This is a genomic window from Klebsiella sp. Q11, from assembly GCF_964241505.1.
GTDB lineage: Bacteria > Pseudomonadota > Gammaproteobacteria > Enterobacterales > Enterobacteriaceae > Klebsiella > Klebsiella michiganensis.
The window spans coordinates 65,661-80,125 of record NZ_CAXSXW010000016.1 but is presented as its reverse complement, the minus strand read 5'-3'; the positions used below and the strand labels follow the sequence as shown (position 1 = coordinate 80,125).

Genomic DNA, 14,465 nt, shown 5'->3' with positions numbered 1-14,465 from the left:
AGTTCTATATGTAGTGCTTTGCATCAAAGATGTTTGCAATTTTATTGATGCAGAACAAAGTAAAAAGAGGAGAGCAGGAATGATGGGCGCTTGCGCTTAATGTAAATTTATCCGCTTATAAAATAAGCAAAAATGGGGCCTGAACGCAGGAAATTCAGGCCCGAAAGGGATAACGTCAGGCGAGCAGCGCGTCGTTAAGCAGGTCAACCAGCAGCAGCAGGGCGTAACGCGCGGCCTGCGCATTCTCAGGCAGGGGCAACAGCGCGGAGGCCATATTGCTCAACGCGTGGTTGGCGGGGGTGAGGGCGAAAATTGTCGCTTCCTGTACCCGGGCCAGCAGGGTCGCGCCCTGCAAAATCGCGTCGGCCTCGCCGGTTGCCAGCACCAGCAGGAGATGATCGTCGCTGAGGGTACTGGCGATCATCCGCATCAGGGCGCTGTCCTGGCAGAGATTCATCACGATCCCGATGGAGAGCAGCTGGTGCTGAAGCAGCGTCGCCAGCGCGATGTCCTGTGCGCCGAGGGCGAAACAGTGTACGGCGCGGGCATTTTGCAGGCGCGTGCGCAGCTTTTGCAGCGTTGATTCGGGCGTGCTCACCAGCTGCTGCTCAAGATGTGTGCTAATCAGGCTTAATTTGTCGCGCCACGCGACGGGCAGCGCGGCGCTCTCCTCGTTAAGCCAGCTGGTACGACGTTCGCAAGCCTGCGCCAGCTGCTTTCGCAAATCACGAATATCCTCGCAGCCGACGGAGCGGGCAAAGCGGGTAATTGTGGCTGCGCTCACGCCAGCACGCACCGCCAGTTCATCAATCGAAGCGCTGGCGGTAAAACTTAAATTCTGCAGAATAAATGCCGCGACTCTTGATTCCTGAGCGCTAAAGCGAGTCATGCCTTCCTGTAACTGTCCTACGATATCCATGCTTTCAGCCTCTTTCTCCGCCACCGCCTGATTGAAAATATTTTTCAAGTATGAGGGCTTTTTATACCACTTAATCACGCACGATGCCTGAGATTATTGCCGCTTTCGCTTTTATGCCGGAGTAAAGAGGTGAAAAATAACGCTCCGATCACGTACGTGAAAAAAATTTTCATATAGCCTTCACCCATACCGGCACCTCGTCTTATAGTCGATGGTGTCTGTTTAGCGCTCGCTTACGCCAAATCCATTGGGAGGAATTATGCCACGTATCGTCCTGTGCTGCGCTGCCGGAATGTCCACCAGCATGCTGGTTAACAAAATGAAGGCCGAGGCGCAGCAGCGCGCGCTGGGGCTGGAGATTTACGCCGTACCCGTCGCCGAGTTTGAGCGCGAGTTGCCCAATGCCGACGTGATCTTACTGGGGCCTCAGGTGAAGTATGAAGCGGCCCGATTGACGGAGCTTGCTGCACCGCACGGGAAAGCCGTGGCGGTGATCGATATGGCGGATTACGGCATGATGCGCGGGGCCGCCGTCCTCGATAAAGCGCTCGCTCTGCTGAACTCCTAACCCTTACCCATCAACGCGTTCATTTCGCAACGCCGCTGCGGCCTTGCGCGGGGATCTGTACGCCAAAAATGAGGCCACTATGCAAACATTGAAAATTGCCGTCATCGGCGGCGGCAGCAGCTATACGCCGGAACTTGTCGAAGGCATTATCCTTCGCCATCAGCAGATTCCGGTCACGGAACTGGCGCTGGTGGATGTCGAAGCCGGGCGCGAGAAAGTGGCGATTATCGCCGCGCTGACCCAGCGTATGCTAAAGCGCCATGGCCTCGAACAGGTGAAGGTCAGCGTGCATTTCGGCCTCGATGAGGCCATTCGCGGCGCTCAATTCGTGCTGACCCAGCTGCGGGTTGGGCAGCTGGCGGCGCGGGCGGCGGATGAGCGGTTGGGGCTGAAGTACCATCTGCTGGGTCAGGAAACCACCGGCGTCGGCGGCTTTGCCAAAGCGCTGCGCACGATTCCGGTGATTTTACAGGTTGCCCGCAAGGTGGAAGCGCTGGCGCCCGACGCCTTTATCCTTAATTTTACCAATCCGGCAGGGATCGTGACGGAGGCGGTGAGCCGCTACAGCAGCGCGAAAATCATCGGCCTGTGCAACGTGCCCATCAATATGCAGCACATGATTGCCGGAATGCTGGACGCAAAAGAAGAGGAGGTCCGGCTGAGCTTCGCCGGGCTGAATCATATGGTCTGGGTACACAAGGTGATGCAGGGGCGGGAAGAGGTGACCAGTAAGGTCATCGACATGCTGTGTGACGGTCAATCGCTCTCGATGAACAATATTCAATCGCTGCCGTGGCCGGCGGAGTTTCTGCGGGCCCTGAAGGCCATCCCCTGTCCCTATCATCGCTATTTCTGGCTGACGCCGGCGATGCTGGCGGAAGAGATTGAGTCGGCCAAAACCAAAGGCACCCGCGCGGAACAGGTGATGAAGGTGGAACAGGAGCTGTTTGATATCTATGCCCGGCCCGAGCTGGATGAAAAGCCCGAACAGCTGAGCTTCCGCGGCGGGGCGTACTATTCCGAAGTGGCGGTGGAGCTGATTAACGCCATCTACAACAATCTTGGCAAAGAGATGGTCGTCAACACCCGCAACAACGGCGCGATTCACGGCTTCGATGATGATGCGGTGGTGGAAATTAACAGCATTATTGACGCGCAGGGCGCACGACCACTGGCCTTTGGCGCGCTGCCGCCGATCATGAACGGGCTGACGCAACAGGTGAAAGCCTTCGAGCGCTTGACGATTGAGGCCGCGGTCCACGGCTGCCGGGATAGCGCGCTGCTGGCGCTGGTGAGTAACCCGCTGGTCGGGAATGTGACCGATGCCCGGGCGCTGCTTGATGAGGTGTTAACCATCAACCGCCCCTGGTTAACGCAGTTTAACTAAACTTTTCCGCCTTCGGGGATACCACTATGTCTCGTACTTCATTTATTGAACGCTCTGTCATGCCCGCCGCGCTGAAAATCGGCGGTCAGAAGCATGTCCTGTCGGTACGCGACGGCATTATTCTCAATATGCCGTTTATGCTGATTGGCTCGTTTTTCCTGATATTCGCCTACCTGCCGATTCCCGGCTACGGTGAGATGATGACCAGCGTGTTTGGCGATGCCTGGCGCGATAAGATGCTGTACCCGGTCAAAGCGACCTATGACATCATGGCGCTGCTCTCCGCGTTCGGCATTGCCTACCGGCTGGCGGAAAAATATCGCACCCTGGACCCGCTCAGCGCCGGGGCGATGTCGCTGGTGGCGTTTGTGATGACGATCCCCCAGGTGACGCTCTTTACGCCGGCAGACGGTTCGGCGGCGCAGCTTGTCAAAGGCGTGCTGCCGGTGGGGATGATTGGCAGCCAGGGGCTGTTTGTGGCGATTGTGATTTCGCTGCTTTCCACGGAGATCTACCGCCTGGTGGCCAGCCGTAATCTGGTGATTCGCATGCCGGAGGGCGTACCGCCCGCGGTGGCGAAATCTTTTCTCGCCCTGATCCCCGGCTTCTGCGTGCTGGCCGTGGTGCTGGCGCTGCGCCTGATCGTTGAAGCTTCGCCGTTCGGTGATATCAATAGCATGATTACCACCCTTATCGGTATTCCCATGTCGCACGTCGGCGGTTCGCTGCCGGGGATGATTATCTCGGTGATCCTGATTGGTATCCTGTGGACCCTGGGGCTGCACGGCGACACCATTGTGCTGGTGTTTATTCGCCCGGTCTGGCTGTCGAATATGTCGGAAAACCTGGAAGCGTTTCAGAATGGGCTGCCGATCCCGCATATCATCACCCAGCAGTTTTATGACCTGTGGATTGCGCCCGGCGGTACCGGAGCGCTGCTGGGGCTGGTGATTTTTATGCTGCTGCGCAGCCGTAGCCAGCAGATGAAACAGCTGGGGAAAATTGCCGCGCCGGGAGCGCTGTTCAATATCAGCGAGCCGATGGTATTCGGCATTCCGCTGGTGATGAACCCGTACTTCTTCCTGCCGTTTATTTTGACGCCGGTCCTGCTGGTGATTGTCTCGTATACTGCGATGGCCACCGGGCTGGTGATGAAGCCGGCGGGGATTGCGCTGCCGTTTACCACGCCTATTTTTATGAGCGGCTATCTGGCGACGGGAGGGCATATTTCCGGCGCGGTGCTGCAGGTGGTGAACCTGGCGATCTCGCTGGTGATCTACTATCCGTTCTTCCGGGCATGGGATCGCCTGAAGGCGAAAGAAGAGCAGGCGTCCGCGCAGCCGGAAGCCAGCGCGACGCTGTCTGCGGCCGATCGTATTTAAAGCATATTCCCGGAGGCGGCGCTTGACGCGCCTGTCCGGGCTACCGGCTCGCAGAAGAGGGTGAACCTGTAGCCCGGGTAAGCGCAGCGCGACCCGGGACTCTCAGCGCAAGCCGGGGAGGGGTTACTCCTGCAGCCACCATACCGCTTCAAACGGGCGCAGGGTCATATCGGATGGGCGATTCGCCGCTTCCGCGTAGTTGCTCATCAGCACCTGCCAGTCGCTGTTCATCCCTTCCGGCTGCCAGCGCTGGCACTCGCGGCTCAGGTTCGCCACGACCACCAGCGTTTGCCCCTGCCACTGACGGCGATAGCACCACAGCGACGGATGTTCCGGCAGCAGATCCTGATAGTCGCCCCAGGTCAGCACCGGCGTGCTCTTGCGTAGCGCAATCAGCTGCTGATAGGCATAAAACACCGATTCCGGGTCCGCCAGCGCCGCCTCGGCGTTAATCTCGCGATAGTTATCGCACAGCGCAATCCACGGCTCGCCGGCGGTGAATCCGCCGCCCTCACCGCTGTTCCACTGCATGGGCGTGCGGCTGTTATCGCGCGATTTGCTGGCCAGAATCGCCAACAGTTCATCCGCATCCCGGCCCTGCGCCGCGCGTTCGATAAACATGTTGTGGCTTTCAACGTCGCGATAATCGGTGATGCGCGTAAAGTGCGGGTTGGTCATGCCAATCTCTTCGCCCTGATAGATATAGGGCGTGCCCTGCATGCCGTGCAGCACCATCGCCAGCATTTTCGCCGCCGGGACGCGGTACTCCCCCTCGTCGCCGAAGCGGGAGACGATGCGCGGCTGGTCGTGATTACACCAGAACAGCGCGTTCCACGCGCGATTGTGCATCCCCTGCTGCCAGTGCCTGAACAGCGATTTCAAGGCCACAAAATCCGGGCGCGCCAGCGTCCACTTCTCGCCGCCGGGATAGTCCACCTTCAGATGGTGGAAGTTAAAGGTCATCGATAGCTCGCTGCCGTCGAGCGCCGCGTACTTCTGGCAATGCTCAAGCGTGGTGGAGGACATTTCGCCCACCGTCATCAGGTTGCGCGGGGTAAAGACATCGCGGCTCATCTCCTGCAAAAATTCGTGCGCTCGCGGACCATCGGTATAGAAGCGCCGGCCGTCGCCCGCGGTATCGGACGGGAAGGTCTGGTCTTTGGAGATAACATTGATCACGTCGAGGCGCAGGCCATCGACGCCGCGATCGGCCCAGAATTCGCAGACTTTTTTCAGCTCCGCGCGCACCGCCGGATTTTCCCAGTTCAGATCCGCCTGCTCGACGGCGTACAGATGCAGATAGTACTGCTCGCTTTCGGCGTGCCACTGCCAGGCGTTGCCGCCAAACTTAGATTGCCAGTTGTTCGGCGGCGTGGTCGGTTCGCCGTCGCGCCAGATATAGAACTGACGATACGGGCTCTCTTTGTTGAGCGCTTCGCGGAACCAGGCGTGCTCGGTCGACGTGTGGTTCAGCACCATATCCAGCACGATACGAATTCCTCGCGCCTTCGCCTGGGCCACCAGCTCGTCGAAATCGTCGAGCGTGCCGTAGGCGGGATCGATAGCGGTATAGTTGGCCACATCGTAGCCGTTATCCACCTGCGGCGAGACGTAAAACGGCGTCAGCCAGATAGCGTCAACGCCAAGCTTTTGCAGATAGTCGAGGCGGGAGGTCACGCCGCGCAAATCGCCGGTGCCAGTCCCGGTGGTGTCCTGGAAACTCTTCGGATAGATTTGATAAATAACGCCGTTTTGCCACCAGAGGGGAAGGGTATTCATATTGCGTTCCTGCTACAAAAAAGGGGGGCGACAGCGCGCCCCGAAAATAAGACGTCAGACAATCTGTAAGGTGCCCTGGCGGAATTTGCGCTGGTAAACAACCGTTGTCAGGACAATCGGCACGACCACGGCGATAGCCATCGCCAGCGCGTAAACCTGCCAGTAGGTTGGTTGAATGGAGAGGATACCCGGCAGGCCGCCGACGCCGATGCCGTTGGCCATCACGCCGTTCAGTCCGCACAGCAGCCCGGCAAGACCGGAGCCGACCATCGCGCAGAGCATCGGGAAGCGGTATTTCAGGTTGATGCCGTACATGGCTGGTTCCGTCACGCCGAGGTAGGCGGAAATGGCCGCCGGAACGGAGATTTCGCGTTCGTTCTGCTTGCGGCTGGCGATGATGATTCCCACCACCGCCGATGCCTGGGCGATGTTGGACAGCGCGATCAGCGGCCAGACCGGCGTACCGCCCATGCTTTGAATCATCTGCATATCGATGGCGAGCGTGGTCTGATGGACCCCGGTAATCACCAGCGGCGCGTACAGGAAGCCGAATAGCGCGGCGCCAATCGGCGCGAAGCTGCCGGTTAACAGATGACGCACGGCCCAGGCCACGCCGTCGCCAATCATGCGGCCAACCGGGCCGATAAAAGCGTGGGCGAGAAAGACCGCCAGGATCAGCGAACAGACCGGCACGATCACCAGATAGAGGTAGTCAGGCACGATGCGTTTCAGCCGCGTTTCGATAAAGCCGAGCGCCAGCCCCGCCATCAAGGCCGGGATCACCTGCGCCTGGTAGCCGACTTTCTCAATGGTGAACAGGCCGAAGTTCCATACTTCCGGCACCTGCTGGCCCAGCAGGTAGGCATTCATCAGCTGCGGAGAAACTAACGTAACGCCCAGCACGATGCCGAGGATTGGCGTGCCGCCCATTTTCTTTACCGCGGACCAGCAGATACCCACCGGCAGGTAGAAGAAGATCGCCTCGCCAATCAGCCACAGGAAGTCATAAAGGGTTTTCAGCGACGGGTGCATCTGCGCCAGCGTCTGGCCGTTGCTCATCGGCAGATCGCCGATCACGTTGCGGAAGCCTAAGATCAGGCCGCCGCTGATCAGCGCAGGCAGCAGCGGGAAGAAGATCTCCGCGAAGTGTGAAATGAGCTGTTCATGCCACTTCATATTCTGCCGCGCGGCTTTCTTGGCTTGTTCTTTATCGGCGCTGGCCTGGCCGGTGGTCGCCAGCAGCGCTTTATAGTAGTCGCCAACCTCGGTACCGATCACCACCTGGAACTGCCCGGCGTTGGTAAAGCAGCCCTTCACCATGCGGAGCTGTTCAATTTCTTTCGGTTTGGCAATGGCTGGATTATTCAGCACAAAGCGCAGACGGGTAATACAGTGGCTGACGGTGGCGATATTGTCGCGCCCGCCCACCAGTTCGATAAGTTTATCGATGTCCTGCTGATTCACTTTACTCATGATGAGGCCTCATGACCGAGGGGAGAGGTTGCATTTAACTTGCATTGGATCCTACTCGCTCCGTTTGAATTGCAAAATGGGAACGTTCCCGAAACCCAGCGAAGATCACATAAATCGTTAAGACAGGCTTAATTCAGTACGGCGGGAATCACGATTTGACGGGGTTCACGGTTTCCGGCGATCTGCTCGATCAGCTGCTGCGCCGCCTGGCGTCCGGACTCGGCGTAGCCGGGATCGACCGTCAGGATCTCCGGGTGGAGAAACTTCATCAGCGGCGTGCTGCCGACGCTGGCGAGCTGGAGACGATCGATTCCCTGCTGCTGGAGATATTTGCTGGCTCCCAGCGCGAGGGTATCGGTGGCGCAGACCAGCGCGCTGGTTTCAGCCGACAGTACGCCGGCAACGTTTTCGTAGCCCTGCTTCATGCCCAAGCCCGGCAGCGCGGCGAGGGGCGTGAGGTGTTTTTTCTGGCAGAAATCGAGGTAGGCCTGGTAGCGGCGCTGCCCGGTGGTGATGTCGCTGTGCGGCACGCCGAGGAAACTGATGTGGCGATGCCCGCGATCGTACAGGCGCTGCATCAGCATCCTGATCGAACCTTCATCGTCATAGCAGACGGAGGCGATGCCCGGTGCGTCGCGGGCCAGCAGCACCAGCGTCTCTCGCCACGGGGTGAGCATCTCTTCATGGATGCCGGTGAAACCAAACAGCACCACGCCGTCGATATTGCGCCGGGCGAGCATGCCGAGATGCTCCTCGACCAGCGCCGGGGAGAACTGGCTCTCCATCATAATCGGATCGTAGCCCTGAGCGTAAAAGGCGGGAAGCATGGTCTGTACGGCGAGGTTTTCCGACAGCGAATCCAGACGGGTGACGATGATCGCTACCACTTTATCGCTCTGGCCGCGCATCGCCCTGGCGGAACGTGAGGGCGAAAACCCGTGCTGCTGCATCACCGCTTCAACGCGCTCACGCGTGCGTTCGCTGACGCCGCTTTCGTTGTTAAGCACGCGCGATACCGTCGATTTCCCGACGCCGCTTAAGCGTGCGATATCTTTGATGGTCAGCCGGTTTTGCATGCAGGGTTCTCGTTGTGGTCCGCTTAAAGTGAGCCTAATGCTACTCAACGAAACCACAATGAGCAAAGTCTGGTTTACGTCTGGTTTAGTTGCCCGGGGGTATTATCGCCATAATAGCCACAAATAGATTATCGGCGACGGTATAATTCGCGCCGTTTGTATTCATTTACCGGAGATTTTATGGACCCCGATCCCACTCCTCATCCTCGATGGAGCCCCCTTTTTTTCCGGTAAATCTGCGTAGCGCTGCTTTACCGGAAGCGTAAAGCAGCGATGTCTTTGACGTCCCTGCCATAAAAATAACATGCCTGACAGGTAAGGTTGACTCGCGCCTGTCGGTAGCCTGCGTTCGCTCGCGCGAGCGCGGAGGGACTGTTTATGTTTAAAAATTTTACCCGCCAGCTGTTTGCCCAGCTTGGTCGTCATTTACCGCGTCGTTTAGTACAACGCGATCCGCTACCCGATGCCCGCAATCTGGCGAGCGCGCCGATCCCGGACTCCCTCGGCAAGCAGTGCCTGGACGTGGCGGCAATGGATGAGAATGAAATCTGGCGCGCCTTCGCCAGCCATCCGGAAGGGCTAAATGCAGGCGAAGTGGCGCAGAAAATCGCGCAGTATGGCGAAAACCAGATCCCGGCGCAGAAGCCGTCGCCGTGGTGGGTGCATCTTTGGAGCTGCTACCGCAACCCCTTCAACCTGCTGCTGACCGTTCTGGGTATCGTCTCCTACTCAACGGAAGATCTGTTTGCCGCCGCGGTTATCGCCCTGATGGTGGGGATCTCCACGCTGCTGAACTTTATTCAGGAAGCCCGTTCAACTAAAGCGGCGGACGCCCTGAAGGCGATGGTCAGCAACACCGCGACGGTCCTGCGGGTGGTGAACGAACAGGGCGAGAGCCGCTGGTGCGAGCTGCCCATCGACCAGCTGGTGCCGGGGGATATCGTCAAGCTATCGGCGGGAGACATGATCCCGGCAGACCTGCGCGTCATTCAGGCGCGCGACCTGTTTGTCGCTCAGGCCTCGCTGACCGGTGAATCGCTGCCGGTGGAAAAAGTGGCCCGCACCCGCGACCCGCTGCAGGCAAACCCGCTGGAGTGCGACACCCTGTGCTTTATGGGCACCAACGTGGTCAGCGGTTCGGCGCAGGCGATTGTTTTCGCTACCGGCGGCGGCACCTGGTTTGGCCAGCTGGCTGGCCGCGTCAGCGAGCAGGAAAGCGAGCCGAACGCCTTTCAGAAAGGCATCAGCCGGGTCAGCATGCTGCTGATCCGCTTTATGCTGGTGATGACCCCGATCGTGCTGCTGATTAACGGCTACACCAAAGGCGACTGGTGGGAGGCGGCGCTGTTCGCGCTCTCCGTCGCGGTGGGCCTGACCCCGGAAATGCTACCGATGATCGTCACCTCGACCCTGGCGCGCGGGGCGGTAAAGCTGTCGAAACAGAAAGTAATCGTCAAGCACCTCGACGCGATACAGAACTTTGGCGCGATGGACATCCTGTGCACCGATAAAACCGGCACCCTGACGCAGGATAAAATCGTGCTGGAGAACCACACCGATGTCTCCGGCAAGGTGAGCGAACGCGTGCTGCATACGGCCTGGCTGAACAGCCACTATCAGACCGGGCTGAAGAATCTGCTCGATACCGCGGTGCTGGAGGGCGTCGAGCTGGAGCCAGCGCGCGGGCTGGCGGAACGCTGGCAGAAAGTCGATGAGATCCCGTTCGATTTTGAGCGTCGCCGCATGTCGGTGGTGGTGCAGGAGCAGGACAACGTCCATCAGCTAATCTGCAAGGGGGCGCTGCAGGAGATCCTCAACGTCTCGACCCAGGTGCGCTATAACGGCGACATCGTACCGCTGGACGACACCATGCTGCGGCGCATCCGTCGCGTAACCGACACCCTCAACCGTCAGGGACTGCGCGTGGTGGCGGTGGCGACGAAGTACCTGCCCGCCCGCGAAGGCGACTACCAGCGCGCGGATGAGTCAGACCTGATCCTCGAAGGCTATATCGCCTTCCTCGATCCGCCGAAAGAGACCACCGGCCCGGCGCTGAAGGCGCTGAAGGCCAGCGGTATTACGGTCAAAATCCTGACCGGCGACAGCGAACTGGTGGCGGCGAAAGTCTGTCATGAAGTGGGGCTGGACGCGGGTGACGTGGTTATCGGCAGCCAGGTTGAAGCGCTGAATGATGATGAGCTGGCCGAGCTGGCAAAACGTACCACCCTGTTTGCTCGCCTGGCGCCGCTGCACAAAGAGCGTATCGTGACCCTGCTGAAACGCGAAGGACACGTGGTGGGTTTTATGGGCGACGGCATTAACGACGCTCCGGCGCTGCGCGCGGCGGATATCGGTATTTCCGTCGACGGCGCGGTGGATATCGCCCGCGAGGCGGCGGATATCATCCTGCTGGAGAAGAGCCTGATGGTGTTGGAAGAGGGGGTTATTGAAGGCCGTCGGACCTTCGCCAATATGCTCAAGTACATCAAAATGACCGCCAGCTCCAACTTCGGTAACGTCTTCAGCGTGCTGGTCGCCAGCGCCTTCCTGCCGTTCCTGCCGATGCTGCCGCTGCATCTGCTGATCCAGAACCTGCTGTACGATGTCTCCCAGGTCGCCATTCCGTTTGATAACGTGGACGATGAGCAGATCCGTAAACCGCAGCGCTGGAACCCGGCGGATCTCGGCCGCTTTATGGTCTTCTTTGGGCCAATCAGCTCCATATTCGATATTCTGACGTTCTGCCTGATGTGGTGGGTGTTCCACGCCAATACGCCGGAACATCAGACCCTGTTCCAGTCCGGCTGGTTTGTGGTGGGCCTGCTGTCGCAGACGCTGATCGTGCATATGATCCGTACGCGGCGGATCCCCTTTATCCAGAGCCGCGCGGCCTGGCCGCTGATCGTGATGACGCTGCTGGTGATGGTAGTGGGGATTGCGCTGCCGTTCTCGCCGCTGGCGGGCTACCTGCAGCTTCAGGCGCTGCCGCTCAGCTACTTCCCATGGCTGATTGCGATCCTTGCGGGCTATATGACGCTAACCCAGATGGTCAAAGGCTTCTACAGCCGCCGCTACGGCTGGCAGTGAGCGAGGCGCTTTACGTGCAGAAACAACAAAGGCAGCCCCGGGCTGCCTTTGTTCATACTGTCTACGATTAGCGACGAATGGCGATCGCTTCAATCTCAATTTTTACGTCTTTCGGCAGACGCGCCACTTCCACGCAGGAGCGCGCCGGGAAGGTGGCGTTGTGCTCGGTGAAGAAGGCTTCATAGGTGGCGTTAACGGTGGCGAAATCGTTGAGGTCTTTGACGAAAACGGTGGTTTTAACGATATCGCCCACTTTCAGGCCCGCGGCTTCGACGATAGCTTTCACGTTCTCCAGCGACTGACGCGCCTGAGCGGCGACATCTTCCGGCACGCTACCGGTTTTCGGGTCTACCGGGATCTGGCCGGAAGTGATGATCATGTTACCCAGATCGACGCCCTGAACATACGGGCCGATGGCTGCTGGCGCATTTTCCGTCGCGATAGTTTTAGACATGAGTTCTCCTGAAATATGTGAATGTAATCTGACTGGCGTGGGTCATTATAAAGAGTGCTGGCTGCTTTATCATTAAGCAGGCCGCATTTTGCGAAGGAGAAAAGCGGATAACGCAGCGCGCTATCCGCATAAGGCGTGAGCCTGAAGGATGAAGTTAGTGGGTGACTTCCGTCCATGCCATGGCCCAGTCAGAACCTGTACCCGGTTCGAACTGAGTGGCGTACTGGCTCCACTGCACGCAGTAGCCGCTGTAGGGGAACGGGCGACATTGGTACACTTTGCCGTTTTTAGGCTGCATGACTTTCGTTCCCGCCTTATAGCTTTTCAGGTTATCCGGGAAGGTATAGTCGTAGTTTCCCGCAGGCGCAGGCGTCGGGTCCGGCTGAACCGTACTCTCTTCCAGCATCAGGTCAATGACCCCCTGGCTGAGGGTGGCGCCCTGCGCATTGCTGGCAGAGTAGCGCAGCATATGATGGCCTGCCTGAACGTTGGTCAGCGGAATAGATACCGTCAGGGAGCGATTATCTATCGTCTGCTGAATGCTCCCTTTCTGCGTGCCCGCATGGTCGTTGACGGTGGCGGTGAGATGCATTTTTCCGCTGGCCGTGGCGTTGAACGTCACCGTCGCTTTCCCGTTGGCGATTTTGGTTGCGTTAACGTTGGCGACGCTCAGGGATTCTTCCACGATATCGTCTGACTGCGACTCGGCGTAGGTCAGCGTAACGCTTTGAACGGTGCTGTCTTTTGGCACATACACCTGGTTAACGCCGTGGAGGGGGGTAATGTTGCCATCACTCCCTTTTACCCCGGCGCGCAGCTTGCCCTGATGCGCGGTATTAATAGCTTCAGCCAGATCGTAAGACCACTGGCTGCTTTTTCCTTGCGCTTCGCTGGCGATGGTCAATTCCGTTTGCAGCGAATGAACTTCACCGCTCGCGTTAAAGAAATGGGCAATGACTTTATCTCCCGCATGCAGATCTTTTCCGCTAAGCTGGCCTGCGAGCTGCGTTGTCCAGAGGGATTCATTCTCCGTTTCATCGCTGGCGCCGCCGAAATCAACGTCAATGGCCTGATAAAAACTATTTGCCGTATCGGCAATTTCCCAGACGGCATAAATAACCTGATAGCCGGTGCGATCGGGTACATTACAGGAGTGCGTGACCTGTACAGCCGGCGTCGCGCCATTACCGTCGATTTGACAAAATGGCTTAGTTTCAAAATCGCTGCGCGTCAGCGGCTTATTTTGATCCCAGTTCTGTTTGGTAATGTAATAACGCCAGTTAGTCGTTCTATGCGGCGCAGAATGGTGCCAGACGAAATTATTTTTACCGCTCTTTATCGTGGTTTTCGCCCAGCGAGTCGGGCTCTGGCTATCCAGCTGCGAGAAGTTGCTTTTACCCGCGCTGGCCAGTTTACCATCAGGCGGCATTGCCCCTTCAGGAAAACCGCTCGCTTGCTCGACGCTTTGCGGTTCCCACTGCACCGAACCGCAGTCGGTGTTTTTCCCTAAATGACATTGGTACGCCCGACTTGGCGGCGATTCCACATAGCCGTGAGCCAATGCTGAGGAGGTAAATAATAATGTTGCTGTATATAACGATATTTTTTTCACTTTCATAATTCATCCTGTGAACATTGATTAAAAAAATAGAAAACGCACTGGAGTGTATGAAGGGAAAAATTCAGGTTCAATAGCAGTGATATTTAATGATTAATCTCATTGTTTGTTATTTTTAATCATGAGACGAGTTGATGAGAAATTGATGAATGTTGATTATCTGACCCGAGGTCAGTGAGTTGACGGCCGTGCGGATGATTTAAATTATCGTTCAGGAGCAGTCCCGTTTATCGGGCTGCTCCGGATAAAAGCTGGCGAATTTAATTTGCCAGCACGACATGATGTGAAAATTCTTTTTCACAATATTTGCACTTCAGCGCGATATCGTTTTCGCGTTTCTTCACCGCAAAGCTGGAGGATACCGGCTCGGCGTGGCTAATACAGTTGCTGTTCGGGCATACCAGCACGTTGTTAATACGGTCCGGCAGATTCGGTCGGGATTTACCGACGACTTCATACTCATCAATGCGGTTTACCGTGGCCTGCGGCGCGTACAGGGAGAGCTGGTTGACCTGCTCGTCGGTCAGGAAGGTGTTCTCAATTTTGATCAAATCTTTGCGGCCCATTTCACCTGACGGCAGGTTCAGGCCGATGGTGATGCGCTGATCCGTTTCGGTCAGTTTGAACAGGGTCAGCAGCTTAAAGCCGACCTGCGCCGGGATATGGTCGATAACGGTGCCACGTTTGATGGCTTCTACCTGTAATTTATTGTCGTGTGTCAT

At 57.7% G+C, this 14,465-nt stretch carries 12 protein-coding genes; 5 read left to right on the top strand and 7 right to left on the bottom strand.

Annotation, left to right across the window (positions count from 1 at the left end; all coding sequences use genetic code 11):
* Window positions 1–175: 175 nt before the first annotated feature.
* Window positions 176–919 (bottom strand): MurR/RpiR family transcriptional regulator, encoded by a 744-nt coding sequence (locus ACESQ2_RS22740; RefSeq protein ID WP_032750034.1) that lies wholly within the window; start codon window positions 917–919, stop codon window positions 176–178.
* A gap of 259 nt (window positions 920–1,178) precedes the next feature.
* Between ACESQ2_RS22740 and ACESQ2_RS22735 the strand changes: the two genes are divergently transcribed.
* The 3 genes from ACESQ2_RS22735 (at window position 1,179) to celB (ending at window position 4,256) form a co-directional block, all read left to right on the top strand.
* Window positions 1,179–1,487: a PTS sugar transporter subunit IIB gene (locus tag ACESQ2_RS22735; protein ID WP_014227662.1), complete on the top strand. Its 309-nt coding sequence runs from the start codon at window positions 1,179–1,181 to the stop codon at window positions 1,485–1,487.
* Window positions 1,488–1,566: 79 nt separating this feature from the next.
* Complete coding sequence (locus ACESQ2_RS22730; RefSeq protein WP_046878189.1) at window positions 1,567–2,874, top strand: 6-phospho-beta-glucosidase; 1,308 nt, start codon at window positions 1,567–1,569, stop codon at window positions 2,872–2,874.
* Between the two features lie 26 nt (window positions 2,875–2,900).
* Complete coding sequence (celB, locus tag ACESQ2_RS22725) at window positions 2,901–4,256, top strand: PTS cellobiose transporter subunit IIC (protein WP_049069346.1); 1,356 nt, start codon at window positions 2,901–2,903, stop codon at window positions 4,254–4,256.
* Window positions 4,257–4,379: 123 nt separating this feature from the next.
* Here celB and treC read toward each other — a convergent pair whose 3' ends face one another.
* The 3 genes from treC to treR form a co-directional block, all read right to left on the bottom strand.
* Entirely contained in the window at window positions 4,380–6,035 is a 1,656-nt protein-coding gene (gene treC, locus ACESQ2_RS22720; RefSeq protein WP_368767771.1) for an alpha,alpha-phosphotrehalase, read from the bottom strand.
* A gap of 54 nt (window positions 6,036–6,089) precedes the next feature.
* The gene (gene treB, locus ACESQ2_RS22715; protein ID WP_014227666.1) at window positions 6,090–7,508 is read right to left on the bottom strand and encodes a PTS trehalose transporter subunit IIBC; all 1,419 of its coding nucleotides are present in this window, start codon (window positions 7,506–7,508) and stop codon (window positions 6,090–6,092) included.
* 128 nt (window positions 7,509–7,636) lie between these two features.
* Window positions 7,637–8,584, bottom strand: coding sequence for a trehalose operon repressor TreR (gene treR, locus ACESQ2_RS22710; RefSeq protein WP_373171335.1), 948 nt, complete (start codon window positions 8,582–8,584; stop codon window positions 7,637–7,639).
* Window positions 8,585–8,764: 180 nt separating this feature from the next.
* Between treR and mgtL the strand changes: the two genes are divergently transcribed.
* Entirely contained in the window at window positions 8,765–8,818 is a 54-nt protein-coding gene (gene mgtL / locus ACESQ2_RS22705; RefSeq protein WP_219539102.1) for a mgtA regulatory leader peptide MgtL, read from the top strand.
* Between the two features lie 144 nt (window positions 8,819–8,962).
* Window positions 8,963–11,671, top strand: coding sequence for a magnesium-translocating P-type ATPase (mgtA, locus tag ACESQ2_RS22700; RefSeq protein ID WP_373171333.1), 2,709 nt, complete (start codon window positions 8,963–8,965; stop codon window positions 11,669–11,671).
* Between the two features lie 67 nt (window positions 11,672–11,738).
* Here the strand turns inward: mgtA and ridA are convergent, their stop codons facing one another.
* The 3 genes from ridA to pyrI form a co-directional block, all read right to left on the bottom strand.
* Complete coding sequence (gene ridA / locus ACESQ2_RS22695; RefSeq protein WP_009652347.1) at window positions 11,739–12,125, bottom strand: 2-iminobutanoate/2-iminopropanoate deaminase; 387 nt, start codon at window positions 12,123–12,125, stop codon at window positions 11,739–11,741.
* A gap of 154 nt (window positions 12,126–12,279) precedes the next feature.
* The gene (gene gbpA, locus ACESQ2_RS22690) at window positions 12,280–13,743 is read right to left on the bottom strand and encodes an N-acetylglucosamine-binding protein GbpA (RefSeq protein ID WP_049103809.1); all 1,464 of its coding nucleotides are present in this window, start codon (window positions 13,741–13,743) and stop codon (window positions 12,280–12,282) included.
* A gap of 260 nt (window positions 13,744–14,003) precedes the next feature.
* Window positions 14,004–14,465, bottom strand: coding sequence for an aspartate carbamoyltransferase regulatory subunit (pyrI, locus tag ACESQ2_RS22685; RefSeq protein ID WP_004098115.1), 462 nt, complete (start codon window positions 14,463–14,465; stop codon window positions 14,004–14,006).

Coding starts and splice junctions, on each gene's coding strand:
- ACESQ2_RS22740 (WP_032750034.1), bottom strand. CDS start 919: ATGGATATCGTAGGACAGTTACAGGAAGGCATGACTCGCTTTAGCGCT.
- ACESQ2_RS22735 (WP_014227662.1), top strand. CDS start 1,179: ATGCCACGTATCGTCCTGTGCTGCGCTGCCGGAATGTCCACCAGCATG.
- ACESQ2_RS22730 (WP_046878189.1), top strand. CDS start 1,567: ATGCAAACATTGAAAATTGCCGTCATCGGCGGCGGCAGCAGCTATACG.
- celB (WP_049069346.1), top strand. CDS start 2,901: ATGTCTCGTACTTCATTTATTGAACGCTCTGTCATGCCCGCCGCGCTG.
- treC (WP_368767771.1), bottom strand. CDS start 6,035: ATGAATACCCTTCCCCTCTGGTGGCAAAACGGCGTTATTTATCAAATC.
- treB (WP_014227666.1), bottom strand. CDS start 7,508: ATGAGTAAAGTGAATCAGCAGGACATCGATAAACTTATCGAACTGGTG.
- treR (WP_373171335.1), bottom strand. CDS start 8,584: ATGCAAAACCGGCTGACCATCAAAGATATCGCACGCTTAAGCGGCGTC.
- mgtA (WP_373171333.1), top strand. CDS start 8,963: ATGTTTAAAAATTTTACCCGCCAGCTGTTTGCCCAGCTTGGTCGTCAT.
- ridA (WP_009652347.1), bottom strand. CDS start 12,125: ATGTCTAAAACTATCGCGACGGAAAATGCGCCAGCAGCCATCGGCCCG.
- gbpA (WP_049103809.1), bottom strand. CDS start 13,743: ATGAAAGTGAAAAAAATATCGTTATATACAGCAACATTATTATTTACC.
- pyrI (WP_004098115.1), bottom strand. CDS start 14,465: ATGACACACGACAATAAATTACAGGTAGAAGCCATCAAACGTGGCACC.